Here is a 16,006-nt window from a genome sequence, read left to right as displayed (position 1 = left end):
TATCGCCGTCGAGAAGTATATTCGCTCCCGCTTCTGCGGATGGTGTAGACGGTGGCAGACCGATGCGTCGTCAACGTCCGCAACTCTGGCGTCCCGGGTGTTGGCCCAGCCGCGCCGAATCCAGCATAGATCCAAGAGGCTACAATCCTATCAACAGAGCCAGCAGGCCATACACCTTTCGCGTGAGGATATGTCAGCGTGGCCGCAGATCGCTTGAATACCGTGTCGATCATCAGGCACCGGTCCCGAACTCGCCCCTCGTAAACGTGGTCCCGTCGTCAGTAAGTGAAGCCTTTTGATCTACCGTATCCCCGGCATCGTTGTACACGTTGATGAGCGCCGAGGTCGTAGCAATCTTGTTTCGCAGCATCTTGTAGATGTAGGCGAGCTTCTGCTCCAGCGTGGTCGTGGCCGCCGGCGCTCCCTGCCCCGGCTCGCCGAACGTATCCACATTCAGCACGTCGAGTAATTCAGTGTTCACCGATGCCTTCTGAGCAGTAGTGAGGTCCATGGTGGAATCCATGGCCGTCGTGGTCATCGCACCGTCAGCGAACCCCGCCACGATGCTCCGACCGCTCGGAACGATCACGTACGCATCACCCACCGCAGGCTGCGTCTCCCATGCAGTATGAACCGTGGCGACCTTTGTCGTCCCGTTGTACGACTGGATAACCCGCATCTGGCCCTTCGCGGTACCAGCCACGATACCGATTGTTGCCCCGACGTAGGTATCATCGACAGATTCGGCCACGTCATTCAATGTAACCGTAGCTGTCCCCGCCGCAACCACCGCACCATCGTTCAGCGACAGGAAGCCCCCATCTGCGAAGATGATATACGTCGACCCTGCGACTGGCAGCGTCCGCCATTCGCGGTTCACGATAGCGACTTTGGTAGTCCCGTTGTATTCGATAATCCTTCGGCTCTGCCCAGCCCCGGCCCCGCTGTCAATCAGGACGATTCCAGGATCGTAGTAGTTATCCACCGAAGACTCGCCCGCCGCAAGCTCGATGCTGTTATTCAGCGCCGATACGACCGTGCCCGACGTGATTTCGTTCCCACCAACGGCCCGAAGAATCCTGCCTGCCGATGTAGCGATATTGTGCGTGGCACCTGTAAGAATCTCATCCCATACATAGTTCGCTATCGCCGAAAGGAGCGTCACCCCGGTCAGTCCGAGAACGTTTATCGCAATCGAGGTGGTCGCGGTCAGCACAGACTGCACAGCCACGATGAGAGACGTAGTGGATATCGCTATTGAAGTGGTCGCCACAAGTACCGACTTCACCCCTGCCAGCGTCGAGGTCGTGTCAACGTAAATCTGCCCGAGGACGCGGCCTGCGGTTCCGACGCCGTACGCACCGGGGACGGCGTTCAGCAGCGGGTCTGCCGCGCCGCCCGCCGCTTCGAGGTAGGCTCCCGCGATGCCGATGGTTGAATGCTGCGACAGCGGTTCGTCCCACACTGCTGCGGCCATATCACCGGGCGTATACCCTGCGCCGGCTCCGTAGAGGTAGGCGCCCGCGACTCCGACCGTCGAGTGCTGCGATAGAGGCTCATCCCAGATCGCGTTCGGCATGGAGGCGAGCTTCACCATGATCGATTCCGTATCGACCATGAGCGAGTTCACGCTAACAAGCAGCGATGCCGTGCTGACAAGCACCGAGGCGATCCCGGTTCCTACGTTCGTCCACGTCGATGCCGCTATCACATTCAGATGCGACACGTTCGAGAGCAGTGAAGAAGTATCGACGTATATCTGCCCGATCACCCGCCCCGCCGTGCCTACTCCGTAAGCTCCTGGTACTGCGTTCTCCAGAGGATCGAGCGTAGTTAGATAGATCGTGTTCGATAGCGTGCTCTTTACGGCTACAATCGTTGATGCGGCGATATTGTGGCCCCAGACCGCGCTTGCCATGGAGTCGATGGACCCCACCTCGCCGAACGTGCCCACCGTCACATGCGATGCCCTCACCACGTCCCACACCGAGCTGGCCACGGACAGGACGCCCGTGTTGATGGCGATGGTGTTCGACAGCGTGCTATGCACTGCGACAAGCATCGAGGTGGAAGTTGTATGCCCCCAGATTGCGCTGGCAAGAGATGCACTCGATCCAAACTCCAGCGTCCGCACGGCAACCGAGTTTACCCCGATGGCGATAGAAGTCAGGTCCCTCATCGTCGAAGCCGAGAATACGCTAATCTGCGCCAGCGTGGAAGCTATGCCGATTGCCGTGGAAGCGTTGAATATAACCAACCGCGACGCAACCGATGACGTGTTGCGCAGTACGGACGCCGTGGAGATGACAAGCGAGTTGACGTTGATCGCGATGGAAGTAAGGTCGCGGATGGTCGAAGCGGAGAACACACTTATCTGCGCGAGCGTCGAAGAAACGTTTATCGCTATCGAAGTTGTGCCGGCTTTGATGTTGACGATGTTCGAGGCAAGCGTCCCATACGTCGCGTCCCATGCCTCTGGTTGGACAACATCGAAATATTCCCAGCCTGGTAGCGTGTCTGTATACTGATATGAAAGACGATAGTGCCCCACGGCGTCGAGCTGAGATGCTACGAGCTGAATGGATGCATACCCAGCAGCGACGAACACAACGTCATTTGTCCCACCCGACTGAACAGTGATATCGAGTTTCGTCGTGTCGTTGAATAAATCAACGGCAACAGTGTTACAACAAAGAGAGAAAGCATCCGTTATGACGGTGTTGCCCGTGCTTCCCCAAATGACAGGACCGAACAGGAGCGACGCATCTGTATCGTATTTCAGGTCCAACCCTCGGCCCTCCGGCTACAGTATCACCCCTACCCTAAACAGATTCAACCACCCGCCTTCTTGCGCATATAATGCATCATCGCCTGCGGGACGATGGAGCCGGCTGGCTCTCCCCCGGTCGACTTGAATGCCAATAAATGTGCGGCGAATGCGGCTGCGCCACTGACATTCGTTTGAGCGATTATGTCTTCCGCAGCACCCGTCAGAATGCGATAGAAATACGTCCCTCCACCATTCGCTGCTGTCAATACTGTAGCGGCCGTTCCACCTATTACCTGACTTGAGAATGTCCGGTCACCGCTGCCTGTCATGAAGCAAGCGACTACAGCCTCATCATCCCCCGTCGTACTATCAGCGCCAGTCGCCCATGGGCTTGCATCCCATGCCCCGCTACCTGTTGCGGTAAACTCTCGCGTCACCGTGTCACCGGCATCTGGTGTGAATGATACGGCCCATATCGACAATGTGGCGGCAGCACTCCCCGTAACGGTTATCGTTGTAGTGGCACCGGCATTCGTGGCAATGCACCATCCCACCCGCATGACCGAGTTATTCGAGTCGAGTTCGGTGAGAAGCGTGTAAGTATTCCCTGCTGAATCTGCTATGGCATTGATCGTGACGGCTGAATCGTTGGAGCAGGCAAAGACAACAAGCAAATCTCCGACGGCCACGTTCCAGTTATCAGTGCTGGTAATCGCTGCCGTGTATTCTGAATCAACTAGTTGCGCTTTGTAGACTATCGCCATAGCTCACCCATATATCATCACCCACGGCGTCGCGGCTGTTTCTCCCCGCAAGGGATGCGGATAGATCAGTTCCGAATATCCCGGCATCTGTGTTTGATCGTGATAGTCTCTTCCTTCAACAATCATATAATCCTGTCGCTCACAATCTCCATATGAATCATTGATCTGCGCATCTATCGCAACTGCATCTACCGTATTATTCCACTGATAGAATGGTTCCGATGCCTGCGTCGAAGCAGTACCCGTAGGGAATGTAGACCAGTCTATATTGTCGATCCCCCTACCGATCTGATCGCGGCCGGGCCAGCCCTCCGTATCGCTTCCACCGTCCACATTATCTAAAGGATTGTCAGCAGCTATCAACCCGCACCACGTATAGTCATAACAAGCCCTCGCGGCGACCAACTGTATTCTTTGTCCCCATTTCGCATCGAACGTATTATCATGCACAACGCCAGAGCCACCACGACAACACACCGCACGCCAAGAACTGCCACTACCAGTTCCATCATAGCTGAATGTATTATCATATACTTCCATCCATCTGGATGAGCGTTTGTCTTCTACCGAATCGCATCCATGGCAGCCCATTTCATTATTTCCATCATCCGTTCCCTTGGCCGTGTTATGACGGAAAACCCAACAAACGCCCTGATAAGAATCCATATACCCATCAGTGAAATCTGCCCCTGTGAAATCGCAATCCTCTATGTAAAGAACACCCGTTGCCGTGGCTATGGGCGTCGCCTGATACCACTTGTTTTCCAGTGTGATGGCATTCGCCACGACGCCAGTATTGAAGTCGCCGGTCCATGTACAATGATCGATCAGACCATATGTCCGTTCCCTGACGCTGATACAGTAGCCGCCCAGATCGTTGAACGTAATGTGATGAATGCGTATTTGCCGTGCATCATCGCAATAGATTGCAGCGGGATAATAGGTTTGGCCCGTGAACGTGATTCCGCTGATTTCGCAAAGCCCGGTACTGAACGACTCCACATAGAACCCACAGTGCGCCCATGTCGCGGTGAGGTTCAGTTCGATGTTCGTCACACCCTGTCCCGCACCAGTTATCGTGATGGCTTTCGTAACACTTACGCAAGGTCCGGCATCAGCCCACGAAACGCTTCCGGCGGGTAGTGTTACCGTGTCACCGGCGCTCGCTGCATTAATTGCCGTCTGGATGTCTGCTGCCGATAGTGATGCTGCTGCTATGGTCGCCACAGAACACTCTCCTCAACCAAGCGCAGAATCGACAACGCTGTTCACCGCTTCCAGCGCCGTCCGGTACTTCGGGTCCAGCGTAGGGTCCGTCAAGATCGGCACCACCAGCGCCTTGAACGCCTCCCACCTCACCGGGTCCAGCGTGATCATGTTCACCGGCTGCGCCACAAGTGAGTTGAGAAAGGCGAGAGCCTCGACTTTCGTCATGTCCTGCTCCTTGAAGGTGGGGCGGCGCGACTGCTCGTGTATGCCGCCCCGAAGGCGTTACGCCGGCGGCTTAGGCGCCGTGTACGTGTACCCCAGCACCGCGCTCGCCACCATGCACACGAGCGCTCCCCCCTGCACGTACCACGCCGGCTCCGCGAAGAACGTCCACACCAGGCCGAACCCTCCGAACAGGATCGTCAGGATGTAGAAAATCCTCGCCTTCCAAACATCGCTCATCCAGCACCTCCTCGCAGAAAATCCTTGAAGCGGACAACGCCATTATTGGTGCTTCGCCTTCTCAGATTCAAGCCACCGCTTGATGATCGCGATTATCTCGTCCGCAAGCACCTGCGGCCCGGCCTCCCCTGCCTTGTCGATCATCAACCCGTCTATCAAATGCGGCACGTCGATGCACCCGATCATGTCAGTGAAGAAAGCCCTGAACCCGTACGCCCCTTGTGGATACTGCGGCCCCACGTCCAGCCGGTCCACCTCGATGCTCTTCAGCGTAGGTATCGCGGCCTCGATCCTGTTCATGTCGCACTTCAGCCCGCCCACTACCGTCTTCATCGGATCATCCTCTCTATCCGCCCCGTCAGCGTGGCGCACCGCCCCTGTAGCTCCATGCAGTGAGAGTCCACGTCCCGCACATGCCGCTCCAGCGCGTCCACCTTGTTGCGCATGGAGAAGAGCATAGCCTTATACTCATCGAGATCGCGGCGAAGCTTCTCAACGTCTGTCATAGATCGTCTCCCTCTTCTTTGGCTCGAGCATATTCTGCTGACGCAGGTAATCATACAATCCCGTTATCGGATGCCGGTTGTAGTAGGTAAGGAGCAGCGCGTCAGCCCTGTCCGGCGATCTCCCGATGCGTTTCTTGAAATCCTTCTTCGGCTCGATCTTGCGCCTGCCCTTGACATCGTAGTCATACTTCCGCCCCGCGAGTTCTTGCATGAGTATCGGATCGTTCGGTATATCCGCTTCGTCGATAGGAAAGGTGAACCACATTTCGTCGCCCGCCGAGGTGTACGAGTCTTTATCCTGCGATGCGCCGCCGAAGTTGATCGGCAGCACCTGCGCCCCAAGCTCGCGTAGCCTATCGGTGACACCACCGCCCACCCCGTCATCATCAACCTTGACTACCACCGATGCGTCATGCCCGGCCAAGTCCCAAGCCTCCATCGCTGTCTGCTGAGTATCCTGCCCTGAAAACTCCCGCTTGTCTATCGTCTTCAACCCGTGCCGCTTGTACATCACCGTCAAGTCGTCCCCGAACCGAGCCACGTCTACTCCTATCTCGATGGCCCCCTCAGCCTCAATATCCCTATCCATAGCGCCACGTATCGAGGTCCTCGACATAACAGCATTCTGCCCCTGCGCCCGTGGCTGCCCGCCCCAGATATGCTCGGCCTGGTCCGGGTCGCGCTTGTAGTCCTCCTCCATCTCCTTCTGCAGCTCGCCCGTCCACCATGGATTGTCCTTCTCCCCGGGGTCCAGCCATACCACCACCGAATCGTCACGAGCATGGCGCACAAGCCGCTCGTATACCGGGTCCGCTTCCTCCTCGCGGTTGAATGAGAACCATAGTTCGCTCTTCGCTTTGCGGATGGTGGGGAACAGCATGTCCAGCGAATCGTTGCTTACCGCCGACGCCTCCTCTACCCAGCACACGTCGATATCTTCCAGCCCCTTGATCGCCAAGGAAGCCCGCATATCCTTCAACCCACGGAAGTAGAACATAGAGCCCCGTGGCGACTTGATGTATTCCTTCGTCGGCGTCCAGCCCTCGTATCGTAGCCGCTCTACCGTCTGCTGTACCAACCGATACACTGACTCTTCAAGCGATAGCTGTATCTCCCGTGTGCAGAGTACCCGTATCTTTTCTCGTTGTGCCCGCTGGCAGAGTAGAGAAGCGATGGACCAGGACTTCGCCCCAGCCCCGCGCCCACCGTAGCACACCTTGATCCTTGACTGCCTGCGGAACGCCTCCAGCTTCGGAGCCACCCGCTCCCGTTCCTGCTGTAGCGCTGCCCGTATGAGGCCGCGTTCCTCAGCTACCGTTAGAGCCATTTCGTTTCTTGACAAGCGCGTCGATGTACGCCTGCCGCTGTTCGTAGGTCATCTCCTGCACAGGATCGACAGCACCGGTATGCTCAATTGATTGCGTGTCTTTCCAGCCAAGTTGCTTCAAAGAGAAGATACAACCCGTGGTGGTATTAGGCTTCCCCGACAGCATGAGCCGTTCCAGCCCGGCTTCCTTTTTCTCGATACACAATTTTATAGCGTCGGACAACTCCTCTAACTCATATAGTTGTGAGCGATGCACGCGGTTCAAGAAAGCAAACTCTGTGAGAATAGGAATGTCATTCGCGTCGATATATTTCAGTAACGCGTCGAGCAGGTTTTCTCTCGCGGTCGGCGTCCACCGTGTTACTGGATGACCCACTTTCCGCTTTGCTTTCTTCTTCGCCATAGCACCGCTAACCTAATCCGTTATGAGGCAAGGATTCAAGCCTTCTCATCCTCCCCCAGCACGCCGAGCATCTTGCGTATCCGCTTCGCCGCCTCGGCCATCCTGGTACTCGCGAGGCTGTAGACCTTCTTGTTTTGGCACCCCATAGCGTCGCCGAGGATAGTCAACATCATCGCGAGCTCCTGCGATTCTGCCTTCGTCACTTCAGCGCCTCCGTTACCTGCGCGTTCACGTTCCTGTTCGCGCTCCGCGTCATCTCCGCCACCATCCGCAGCTTCGCCTCGGACTTCTGGAGGGCTACCATCTCCTTGTAGATGTCGCAGAGTTCCGCTTTCAGCGTGAGGATGGCGTGCCTGTCCTCGGCCCTCGCCGCCTTCAGCTTCGCCATCTCTGGCTTGCGCCACTCGATGAACGCCATCATCGTGTACCAGACGAAGTGAGCCAGCAGCGCCCCGCAGAACGGCACTACGAGCCAGAAGGCGATATTGCCATAGCCAACCAAGATGCCATCAGAAAGTAGGCGAATCATTGCTTCCTACCCTTTCTCATGAATGCCGCCAACTGTTTTGCTAAATCTTTGGCTATATCTGGTAAGAATTGAATGACGGCATATTCATCCGCAACTGTTCCATAATCGGATACAAAATAATGATATATCTCTGCTGTCTCATGTTTACTGTCGAGAGGATAATCGACCTTTATATGAATCCTGAATGCATAATGAGCCGCAATCAATGGATCAATTGTATTCCTCATTTCTTCACTTCCCTCCGCATTATTGCTATCCTTAAGTTTATATGCCCCAACCATACCCACCACCACCACTTGAACCACAACCACGGATTTACTTTCCCTTCTCCATTACAAAAGTCGCATCGCTCCCATGGCCCACCACCTAGGCCTTTCCATAATACGGCCTCATATTCACCTCCGTCGCCATTACACGATGGACATCTCATTTCTTTACCTTCCGCGAGACAAACCAATCACAAGCGAAGTCCTGATTGCGGTCGCGGCAGAGAATATCCTCATACTCTCCGCCATACTTTATCTGCCCATGAACGGGGTGTTTCTCAACATATACAACTGGCGTCCGATTTCTCTTTGGCGATCCGCAACGATCAGGTGGGCAACCTATATCACTACACGGCCAGATTTCCAGATATTTGCAGTCCTTGCAGAATACGTCACTCATCGCTTATCTCCTCTTTTTACGCATTTGCGTCTAAATGTCAAGAAATGATACCTTTTTGTCATCAAACAGCCCTTGACTTCACTTTCCGCTGCTAGTACGTAGTAATGAGAGGGTATCAAGGGATTATTCCCTTCATGCGCCTCTTCCCCTTCACCACTTCGTTGCCTTCCATAGCGTATTCAATCCAGCAGTAAGCGCGATCATTATCGCCAGTACACAGTGAGAAATGAGAACCGCAAGCCACCATTTATCTGAATACCATCCGACCAATATCGGGCCAGCCCAAAACATCGTCGCATAAAGCATGATAAATAAGGCAGTAACGATGCCACGCGCAATCACTGTTCCTGCTTTCATCGCCCTATCACCTCCCCCCGCAGGTTAAAGTACGCCGCCTTCCAGAACATCGCCGCTATCCACTCAACTGCCTAAAAATCATCTCTGCGATTTGAGGGACAATCGAATTGCCGAGTCCGCGCAGTCTGTCCATCCTTTCGGGTATTTCATCATCCATTCCCATTCCGATGGGTGAATTTTCCTTGACCCAAACATCGTTCCCCTGTAGGGATTCCCGCTGCCGCCCAATTCCTGCCAGGTACCCCCCCAATGATCTGTTCCCACTTGTGGCGTATACATTCGGCAACCCGGGTGTTTCATCATGCTCGGCATTCGATGATTCGCTTTCGTTGTTGGGGTAGCAAAGAATCCAGATACGGTTCCTAATATGGGGTGCGCCGACGAACGACGCCGGTATGCAATCCCATTCAGAACTATACCCGATCTCGGCCAATGTTCCGAGAATAACTCCAAGCCCCCCGCTAAGGAGCATTGGCGAGTTCTCCATGATTGCGAATCGCGGTCGTATCTCGCCAATGAGTCTGACATATTCTTTCCAGAGCGACGAACGGGTTCCATGAATACCTACCTTTTTCCCCGCACTTGAGATGTCCTGACATGGGAATCCCCCCGATAAGATATAATCGCCTTTTGGTAATCCTCGTATTTGGCAAATATCACCGAGAGAGATTGCGTCAGGGAATCTATGTTGATAGAGTTTGACACACCATGGTTCAACCTCGGAAAAGTAGTGATTTTCAAATCGCCATCCCGCCCAGTATGCTCCAAGTGCGAACCCTCCAATCCCGCTGAAGAGGTCAAGGTAATTCACTTCGCCTTCTCCATCAACTCCAACCGCTCAGCATGCGCCATGAAATAGGCCGCCTTCCAGAACATCGCCACGCTGTCGGTGCAGGAACCGACGAAGGCACCAGCGATGAAGGCCAGAAGACACGCCAGCGTCACGAGGCACCAAGTGCGGGTGGTCACTTGGTTGCCTCGGTTACTTTAACAATCGCGACATTGAGTTTCTCCGATAACTCAAGATAAATGCGTCGTCGCACAGAGAGTAACGCGAAATCCTGAGCACGATTCAGACACCATTGCCGCAAGTCTGTTAGCGCTGCAAACATATCTGGCGCAGCAGCGATTAGGCGGGCATCGGCGTGGCAGTTATTGCCAAGTATTTGTATTGGCGCATTGGGATCGCGATAGACATACATCTCTTGGATGCCATCTCCGGTGTAACTCTGGATATCCGTGCGCCCCGTTTTCCACGGCCCCGGTGTGTGGTTATTCATCCCTTCATCTCCCAACCTTGCCCGGCATGAGGTTCAAAGACATATGAACACTTATCGCAACATATTTTTGCCCCCCAACACCATGAAATAAGTATGATTTCATGTAGACACTGGGGACAAAGCACGACGGTTTGTTCTGTTATCGCTATCATGCCTTTCTCCTCTCAGCGGGCACCACCTCGGTAGCGACGGCAACTTACCGCGAGCGCAGGGAATCTTCTTCCCACCCGATAGAAACCCAGTCCCGTCAGCACCTGCCCAGCATTCCCACCAAGGGTATAAGTCTTTCCAAGACCACCTGCACGTAGCGCATGTTTCAGGGAGCTTTTTCATTTACCCCTCCGTTCATATGGTACAAGGGTGCCATCGCATAGTTCTTGCAAAGAAGGGTGGCTATTCCAATTCCAATAATGCGCCGAGACTTTCGTATACCACACCTTGCTGCATTTTTCGCATCTCCAAGGACCACGCCAATCATCGACATTTGGCACGCACTTGGAAAGGATGGAGTCGAGCATATCGGCCACTTCGCCACAGCCGATATCCTCAAATCTGTCTTCGCGAAATGCATCCCTCAATATCTCAATCTCCTGCTTCAAGTCATTCATCACTTCCTCCTTTACACGCCAGCGTGAGGATGCAGAGGTGCCGGGTAGGCCCGCTGTCGTCACTCACCGGGAGCCTCCTTACATCAGATCGGCTGGCACGTTGAACTCCTGCCGTCTGCATTCATCCATCGCGTCGAATATGAGTAGTTGGCCGCTAATCAGTTTTACATACTCATCCCGCGCTTCATTCGGCGTCACGCCGGTTCCAAAGTTGGAAAGTAACCCAGCGACATTCACTCTCATCTCGGCACCATGCAGGGAACATCCATACCATGGCGGCTTAGGATAAGACCACAGGTCGATCTTCTTGTTGATTACCGATGCGAACTCTTCAAGCTTCATGATTCTCCTCCTCCATCACGGCACGGGCGGCAGCTACAATCTCGCGCCCCTCGTGGCAATTCTTACAGTCGATATCCTCGGGGCAGAACTGCTCATCCATCCACGTCACGCACCGTCTCAGCACGGAGAGCAGGGAGTCGTAGTCGGAGGCAAGTACATATTTCTCACACCCACTGATAAATGTTGCGGTCCGGTTGCTGTCAGCGCAGTCTTCCATCGCGTTGCTCGCGTTCCATCGCTTCACACCCACCTCACGCCTCCTTGGGGTACTCGCGCTCGGCCGCTTCAATGATTTGCGCTTGCGTCATCGCCGGTGAGACGCAACCGGTAATCCACCCGGCGTAGTATGCTTTGACTGCCGCCGCCCGCTCCCGCTCGCGGACCTCGGCGAGAGTGTAATACTTCTCCTCCGACAACAGACCGTCTGGTCGTCCGCCTATATACCCCATGGCTATCCCTCCTCCTTCGGCGGCTCCCCGGCCGAAGCGAGCGCGGCGTCGAGGCCACAGGTGCAGGTGCCGTTGTCGTATTCGCTCACCGCGCACATGAGATTGCAGCCGGGCTCGTGTCTGCCGTATCGCCGTAGCGCCTCCACCAGCGCCCGCCGGTCCTCGGCGATGAGGGAGAGGATGCGGTCAGCCACCTGGTCTGCCGTATCTACGTCCTCGCGGAAGGTCGCCCACATTCCCTTTATCTCGTCCCGGAGCGTCATCCCTTCCTCCCCTGTAGAAAAGCGTCGCGGCGCTCCGTGAACCCCGGCTCGCACCACCAGTCGTCATCCTCGGTCCATTCAAGTAGCGTTACTGCCTCGCCCAACGCCTCCCGCAAACGGGCGCACTCGGCCTCGCTTTCCCTCAACGCTTCCGTAAGCCGTAGTCGCCAGTCTTCGGTTGCAGCCTCGGCCTTCTCTGCCCTCTCCAGCGCGATGTCCCGCTTGTAACCGTGAGACCGAACCGCCGCCTCACACTCGGCAAGTTCAACCACAATTTGTCTCGCAGTTTTCAGCCATCTCGGCGACGGCTGGTCGCCAGCTACCTTCGGCTCATAACCGTCGAGCAATAGGTTCCAATCCTTCGCTGTCACGGCTTGCCTCCCAGCTTCGCCTCAAGCGCGGCGAGCAGCTTCGCATTGCCTGTCTCGTCCAAGTACCACGCATAGCCGTCCCGGTAACGCTCCAGCGCCTCCCTCGCCTGCACCAGCAGGGGGTCGGGGCCGACAGTATCGCGGTACGACGGGCACCCAATTTGATGCCACGGGCCGGGCTCCCATCGGCAACGCCCGCATCCGTACGCGCATTCTCGGTCACCCGCCGGGTACTCGGGGCCTCGCGCCTTCTCGGCAGCGATGAGGGCGAGGATGGCGTCGGCAAGTTCAGCAGTGTCTTTGTCGACATCGCCCCAGATATATTCGCGTGCCTTCCACTTCTTGATTGCCACCATCACCCGTTCTCGCAGTCCGCTGTCGTCCATACTCACCTCCTCAAGTCTTCCGGATCTGTTGCTTGCGCTGTAAACGGTTCATCACCGGTCATCATCATGCCGGCAGCGCAGTCATATTTTACGAATACGAATTTCGATCCGACCGATGAGACAACGCCGCGCTGACAATCAGGATGGGTGACATCCCCGTTGGCATGATGAGGCACATAGAGAACGCGCATACCGTGGCTAAATTCTGATAGCTTGCTCATCCCTCTCACCTCCTCACGTAAAGAAAGCCGGGGCCTACACGCCGCGCCTATATATGCGGCCATCGCCTCCGTGATGAGTTCCGTCTAGGAATATAATTACGGTCACTCATCCCCTATGCCCTCGGCCCCGGCATAAGCACAAAGTTGGTGGCCGGTGTCTCTGACCATGCACCCCTTGGAGACGACAAGGCATGGACTCCACCGGTTCGCTCGCGCAAGCAGGCCACCACCACGGCCCTTAGCAAGGATCATCGCGCCGCCGTGCACGGCTACGCTCCCCCTGCAAGCAGCGTCACTCCGCCGGTCAAAGCCAGCGGTCGAACGCCGCATCATCGCTTCACCACGCTCAGCCGCCCCAGCCGCCACTCAGTCCCACCCAAAACACCCGCAGTAGAACCGGTCGAACTCTTTGTCCGGGTGATACTCAAAGAACGGTAAACACCAGTAGGAATCTGTTGTGGTAGGTATCCCTGCGCGAGGACCTTCGTGCCTGCAACTGCACTTCGCCTTGCGCCCTTCGAGCCCATGGTTCCCCTTCACCATACGGTCCAATTGCAGAGCTTCTGGTTTACCTGCATGGACAACACACGCCGGCTTCCCATCTCTCGTTATCGCCGGCGCAACGCATCCGCACTTCATCAGCGGATATTCCTTTGTCTCGTCAACCGGCATCTTCCCATCGCGAAACAGTGTCTCGTTGCTCATTTCCCCTTCTCCTTCCTCTCGATGCTCAACTTGCCCAGCCGCCACTGGAGGTACCACCGACCCGTTAGATGCAGAATCCACCCGATAGGTACCAAATGCTCAGGATAGACAGTGGTGTACAGGCGCGGCATCAGGCGTCCTCTTTCGTGCGTTCTTTGCATAACTTAGCCCGCGCCCGGTGTCGCGCAGCCGACTCCTCCTCACGCTTGGCCTCACGCATATGATAACCGGCGTTCCATGAATAGGACTTCGCCTGATTCGCTTTTATGTGTTCGGCACGCGTTGCCTCATCATGCATACGCTCTGCTATGAGTTGCTTACAACGTTCCTCAGCTTCCTCCTTTGTTGCGTATGCTTCGTCTTCCCGAACGACATGATGGTCGAAAGTCAAATACTCTACTTTCCTACCCTTGGAAGTTTCCTCAATCCGAACCTCGTCCACCGTCTCTTGTTCTGCGCCAGAAGTAAATTCATACTCGGTTTTGGTTCCTCTTGGCTCTTCATAACCGCGCCGACAGTAATCACACGGAAGTTCAATCTTGTCGTCGTTTCCGAGAATAAGAGTGACGCACCGTTTCCCGTAGCAAACAGGGCACGTCTTTGTTACCTCGCTCATCCCGTAATGAGCCGACCAAAATATGTCACCTACCTTCAACATGATCACTCCTCCTCATCCTTCGCAGCGCGGCACAGCGCCAGCGCGAACACCACCACCAGGAGCCAGCCGATGAACCACCACATCAGCGCAACTCATATTTTCGTATGATGGTTCCCTCAGGAACATGAAAGATATATTTACCTTTCCAAGTTTCAGTCATCAAATATGGTTGTTCGTCCTCGTCCATGATAATTCTACACCACGTGGCGGGAGCTTGTATTCGAAACCAGCCTACGTGTTCATTTTCCCGTACCCAAGCAAATAAATATTCTGTGTCTTTTATTGTCCCGCATCCAAGGAAGAATGAACCTTTCGACTCGCTATCGTTAAACAACGATCCGAGTTCATATCGGTGCCAGTCCTCACAACCCATAAGAGCAATGAGCATCACCAGCGCCAGCCACCGTAGTAATTTCCTCATTTTGGCTCTCCTCTCAGCATCCTGAGTGCTTCCTTGAGAGCATTCTTTTCTCGTTCGAGTTCCTCGCACCGCTCTTCGAGCTTCCTTATCTTTTTCTCGTTCTCCTGATTTTCCAAGTACAACATCTTCACCTGAGAATAGATAGGCGGAGGATAATCGCTTGCATCTCGATTCTGCATATCTCACTTCTCCCTTCGCGTGTAGTACAGAATGACGAGCACCATCCCGAGGTTCACACCTATCATCGTCGCCATGACGGCTCCATCTACGACGTTTCTATCGATGAAGGACCAGACCATACTTGTAAAGCAGAGGACGAATGTGATAATCGGGAAAATGATCACGAGCCGACCCCAGTTCACGTCTCGCAACCAGTTCATGCCCTCCCCCTTGTTCCCGGTTTGGCGGCACCGGGTCTGCTCCACAACGCTTGTCAGTTCGGGACTGCACGGGAAGTTCCATCACCGCACCCAGTGACAGGACTATGCCCGATAAAGAACGTGGCTCGCCCCGCCGCCACGAGGCCGCCATATCGCAACCCGGTTTGTCCAACGGACACCGGGAAGTCGATCATGTGATTACCTCGCGGAACTCTTCGACGTTCATTACCTTCGCACCCACACCACCGGGGATTACCATGAACTCTGAACGTCGTTTCCTGTCTTCTATAACTTTCCTCGCTGCTTCTTCTACCGATTCGGCCAACACGTAATATGCCCATACTTCTTGTGGCCCTACCGAGTCGCGTTTCGGCCACGCCATGTAGTCCATCTCTACTTTCCACAGTTTCATGCTACACCCCCGGCCACCGGCGCTTCCCCTCGGCGAGCAGGAACGCTCCGATGGCGAACAGCACCAGCACGAAGCCGGCCAGCACACCGGCAGCGATGTACAGGAAGTCAAGCATCATCTTCCTCCTCGTCTTCCATCAGCTCGTCCTCGAACCGACTCAGCAGCGCGTGAAGCAGGCCCACTATCGACAGCGTGCTGCCGGTCTTGTACCAGGTCGCCCGGTCTTCCTTGTCCACCCATGCGCAGAGCAGGCACCGGGTATCCTGCGCACCCAGCAGGTTCGCCGCTATCTCGCCTACAGTAAGAGGCTCGTCAGTCATGGCCGCTCCCATCCGCACTTCGCGCATACGTGCGCCGTGCTCCGATACTTCGCTCCGCATCCGCCGCAGGTCCACGCGAGGTCGTCGCTCGCCTTCGACGCCGGCACGTACTTCGAGCCAGTCGTGAGATAGTCCTTCCACCGCAGCGCCGGCCCCAGGAACGTCGCCGGGTGCATCACGTACTCCAGCTCCTTGCC

General features: G+C 55.5%; 31 protein-coding genes. All 31 read right to left on the bottom strand.

Annotation, left to right across the window (positions count from 1 at the left end; genetic code table 11):
* Positions 1-232: 232 nt before the first annotated feature.
* Positions 233-2,788, bottom strand: a complete 2,556-nt coding sequence (locus tag PHO67_08295) for a hypothetical protein (GenBank protein MDD5547135.1) — start codon at positions 2,786-2,788, stop codon at positions 233-235.
* A 44-nt stretch (positions 2,789-2,832) separates the two neighbouring features.
* The gene (locus PHO67_08290; GenBank protein ID MDD5547134.1) at positions 2,833-3,534 is read right to left on the bottom strand and encodes a hypothetical protein; all 702 of its coding nucleotides are present in this window, start codon (positions 3,532-3,534) and stop codon (positions 2,833-2,835) included.
* Between the two features lie 3 nt (positions 3,535-3,537).
* Entirely contained in the window at positions 3,538-4,761 is a 1,224-nt protein-coding gene (locus PHO67_08285; GenBank protein MDD5547133.1) for a hypothetical protein, read from the bottom strand.
* A gap of 12 nt (positions 4,762-4,773) precedes the next feature.
* A complete protein-coding gene (locus tag PHO67_08280) occupies positions 4,774-4,968 on the bottom strand; it encodes a hypothetical protein (GenBank protein MDD5547132.1) in 195 nt (64 codons plus the stop codon).
* A 57-nt stretch (positions 4,969-5,025) separates the two neighbouring features.
* Positions 5,026-5,205, bottom strand: a complete 180-nt coding sequence (locus PHO67_08275; GenBank protein MDD5547131.1) for a hypothetical protein — start codon at positions 5,203-5,205, stop codon at positions 5,026-5,028.
* A gap of 42 nt (positions 5,206-5,247) precedes the next feature.
* Positions 5,248-5,538, bottom strand: coding sequence for a hypothetical protein (locus PHO67_08270; protein ID MDD5547130.1), 291 nt, complete (start codon positions 5,536-5,538; stop codon positions 5,248-5,250).
* The gene (locus tag PHO67_08265; protein ID MDD5547129.1) at positions 5,535-5,711 is read right to left on the bottom strand and encodes a hypothetical protein; all 177 of its coding nucleotides are present in this window, start codon (positions 5,709-5,711) and stop codon (positions 5,535-5,537) included. Before PHO67_08265 ends, PHO67_08270 begins: the two co-directional genes overlap by 4 nt.
* On the bottom strand, positions 5,698-7,038 hold the full coding sequence (locus PHO67_08260) for a PBSX family phage terminase large subunit (protein ID MDD5547128.1): 1,341 nt from the start codon (positions 7,036-7,038) through the stop codon (positions 5,698-5,700). The genes PHO67_08265 and PHO67_08260 overlap by 14 nt, the downstream gene beginning before the upstream one ends.
* Complete coding sequence (locus PHO67_08255) at positions 7,019-7,441, bottom strand: hypothetical protein (protein ID MDD5547127.1); 423 nt, start codon at positions 7,439-7,441, stop codon at positions 7,019-7,021. The genes PHO67_08260 and PHO67_08255 overlap by 20 nt, the downstream gene beginning before the upstream one ends.
* Positions 7,442-7,476: 35 nt before the next feature.
* Positions 7,477-7,644, bottom strand: coding sequence for a hypothetical protein (locus PHO67_08250; protein ID MDD5547126.1), 168 nt, complete (start codon positions 7,642-7,644; stop codon positions 7,477-7,479).
* Positions 7,641-7,970: a hypothetical protein gene (locus PHO67_08245; protein ID MDD5547125.1), complete on the bottom strand. Its 330-nt coding sequence runs from the start codon at positions 7,968-7,970 to the stop codon at positions 7,641-7,643. The genes PHO67_08250 and PHO67_08245 overlap by 4 nt, the downstream gene beginning before the upstream one ends.
* On the bottom strand, positions 7,967-8,281 hold the full coding sequence (locus tag PHO67_08240; GenBank protein MDD5547124.1) for a hypothetical protein: 315 nt from the start codon (positions 8,279-8,281) through the stop codon (positions 7,967-7,969). The genes PHO67_08245 and PHO67_08240 overlap by 4 nt, the downstream gene beginning before the upstream one ends.
* A gap of 505 nt (positions 8,282-8,786) precedes the next feature.
* Entirely contained in the window at positions 8,787-8,993 is a 207-nt protein-coding gene (locus PHO67_08235; protein ID MDD5547123.1) for a hypothetical protein, read from the bottom strand.
* An 807-nt stretch (positions 8,994-9,800) separates the two neighbouring features.
* Positions 9,801-9,962 carry a hypothetical protein gene (locus PHO67_08230; GenBank protein MDD5547122.1) on the bottom strand — a complete coding sequence of 54 codons (162 nt, stop codon included), beginning with the start codon at positions 9,960-9,962 and terminating at the stop codon, positions 9,801-9,803.
* Positions 9,959-10,273, bottom strand: coding sequence for a hypothetical protein (locus PHO67_08225; GenBank protein MDD5547121.1), 315 nt, complete (start codon positions 10,271-10,273; stop codon positions 9,959-9,961). Before PHO67_08225 ends, PHO67_08230 begins: the two co-directional genes overlap by 4 nt.
* A gap of 329 nt (positions 10,274-10,602) precedes the next feature.
* Positions 10,603-10,881: a hypothetical protein gene (locus tag PHO67_08220; GenBank protein MDD5547120.1), complete on the bottom strand. Its 279-nt coding sequence runs from the start codon at positions 10,879-10,881 to the stop codon at positions 10,603-10,605.
* Positions 10,882-10,959: 78 nt separating this feature from the next.
* Positions 10,960-11,223, bottom strand: coding sequence for a hypothetical protein (locus tag PHO67_08215; GenBank protein ID MDD5547119.1), 264 nt, complete (start codon positions 11,221-11,223; stop codon positions 10,960-10,962).
* Positions 11,213-11,473: a hypothetical protein gene (locus PHO67_08210; GenBank protein MDD5547118.1), complete on the bottom strand. Its 261-nt coding sequence runs from the start codon at positions 11,471-11,473 to the stop codon at positions 11,213-11,215. The genes PHO67_08215 and PHO67_08210 overlap by 11 nt, the downstream gene beginning before the upstream one ends.
* Position 11,474: 1 nt before the next feature.
* Positions 11,475-11,672: a hypothetical protein gene (locus PHO67_08205; GenBank protein ID MDD5547117.1), complete on the bottom strand. Its 198-nt coding sequence runs from the start codon at positions 11,670-11,672 to the stop codon at positions 11,475-11,477.
* 2 nt (positions 11,673-11,674) lie between these two features.
* On the bottom strand, positions 11,675-11,935 hold the full coding sequence (locus PHO67_08200; protein MDD5547116.1) for a hypothetical protein: 261 nt from the start codon (positions 11,933-11,935) through the stop codon (positions 11,675-11,677).
* The gene (locus tag PHO67_08195) at positions 11,932-12,306 is read right to left on the bottom strand and encodes a hypothetical protein (protein ID MDD5547115.1); all 375 of its coding nucleotides are present in this window, start codon (positions 12,304-12,306) and stop codon (positions 11,932-11,934) included. The genes PHO67_08200 and PHO67_08195 overlap by 4 nt, the downstream gene beginning before the upstream one ends.
* Positions 12,303-12,692: a hypothetical protein gene (locus tag PHO67_08190; protein MDD5547114.1), complete on the bottom strand. Its 390-nt coding sequence runs from the start codon at positions 12,690-12,692 to the stop codon at positions 12,303-12,305. The genes PHO67_08195 and PHO67_08190 overlap by 4 nt, the downstream gene beginning before the upstream one ends.
* Positions 12,693-12,694: 2 nt before the next feature.
* Positions 12,695-12,913: a hypothetical protein gene (locus PHO67_08185; GenBank protein ID MDD5547113.1), complete on the bottom strand. Its 219-nt coding sequence runs from the start codon at positions 12,911-12,913 to the stop codon at positions 12,695-12,697.
* Positions 12,914-13,279: 366 nt separating this feature from the next.
* Positions 13,280-13,618: a hypothetical protein gene (locus PHO67_08180; protein MDD5547112.1), complete on the bottom strand. Its 339-nt coding sequence runs from the start codon at positions 13,616-13,618 to the stop codon at positions 13,280-13,282.
* A 130-nt stretch (positions 13,619-13,748) separates the two neighbouring features.
* A complete protein-coding gene (locus PHO67_08175; GenBank protein ID MDD5547111.1) occupies positions 13,749-14,276 on the bottom strand; it encodes a hypothetical protein in 528 nt (175 codons plus the stop codon).
* 82 nt (positions 14,277-14,358) lie between these two features.
* Complete coding sequence (locus PHO67_08170; GenBank protein ID MDD5547110.1) at positions 14,359-14,697, bottom strand: hypothetical protein; 339 nt, start codon at positions 14,695-14,697, stop codon at positions 14,359-14,361.
* Entirely contained in the window at positions 14,694-14,876 is a 183-nt protein-coding gene (locus PHO67_08165) for a hypothetical protein (GenBank protein MDD5547109.1), read from the bottom strand. The genes PHO67_08170 and PHO67_08165 overlap by 4 nt, the downstream gene beginning before the upstream one ends.
* A gap of 3 nt (positions 14,877-14,879) precedes the next feature.
* Positions 14,880-15,077 carry a hypothetical protein gene (locus tag PHO67_08160; protein ID MDD5547108.1) on the bottom strand — a complete coding sequence of 66 codons (198 nt, stop codon included), beginning with the start codon at positions 15,075-15,077 and terminating at the stop codon, positions 14,880-14,882.
* 190 nt (positions 15,078-15,267) lie between these two features.
* A complete protein-coding gene (locus PHO67_08155) occupies positions 15,268-15,489 on the bottom strand; it encodes a hypothetical protein (protein ID MDD5547107.1) in 222 nt (73 codons plus the stop codon).
* Between the two features lie 107 nt (positions 15,490-15,596).
* On the bottom strand, positions 15,597-15,809 hold the full coding sequence (locus PHO67_08150; protein MDD5547106.1) for a hypothetical protein: 213 nt from the start codon (positions 15,807-15,809) through the stop codon (positions 15,597-15,599).
* Positions 15,806-16,006, bottom strand: a 201-nt coding sequence (locus PHO67_08145) for a hypothetical protein (protein MDD5547105.1), incomplete at its 5' end; no start/stop codon positions are given. The genes PHO67_08145 and PHO67_08150, both read right to left, overlap by 4 nt.

This window comes from Candidatus Omnitrophota bacterium, assembly GCA_028716565.1.
Classification (GTDB): Bacteria; Omnitrophota; Gorgyraeia; order Pluralincolimonadales; family Pluralincolimonadaceae; genus Pluralincolimonas.
This window is presented reverse-complemented; position numbering and strand designations above follow the sequence as displayed.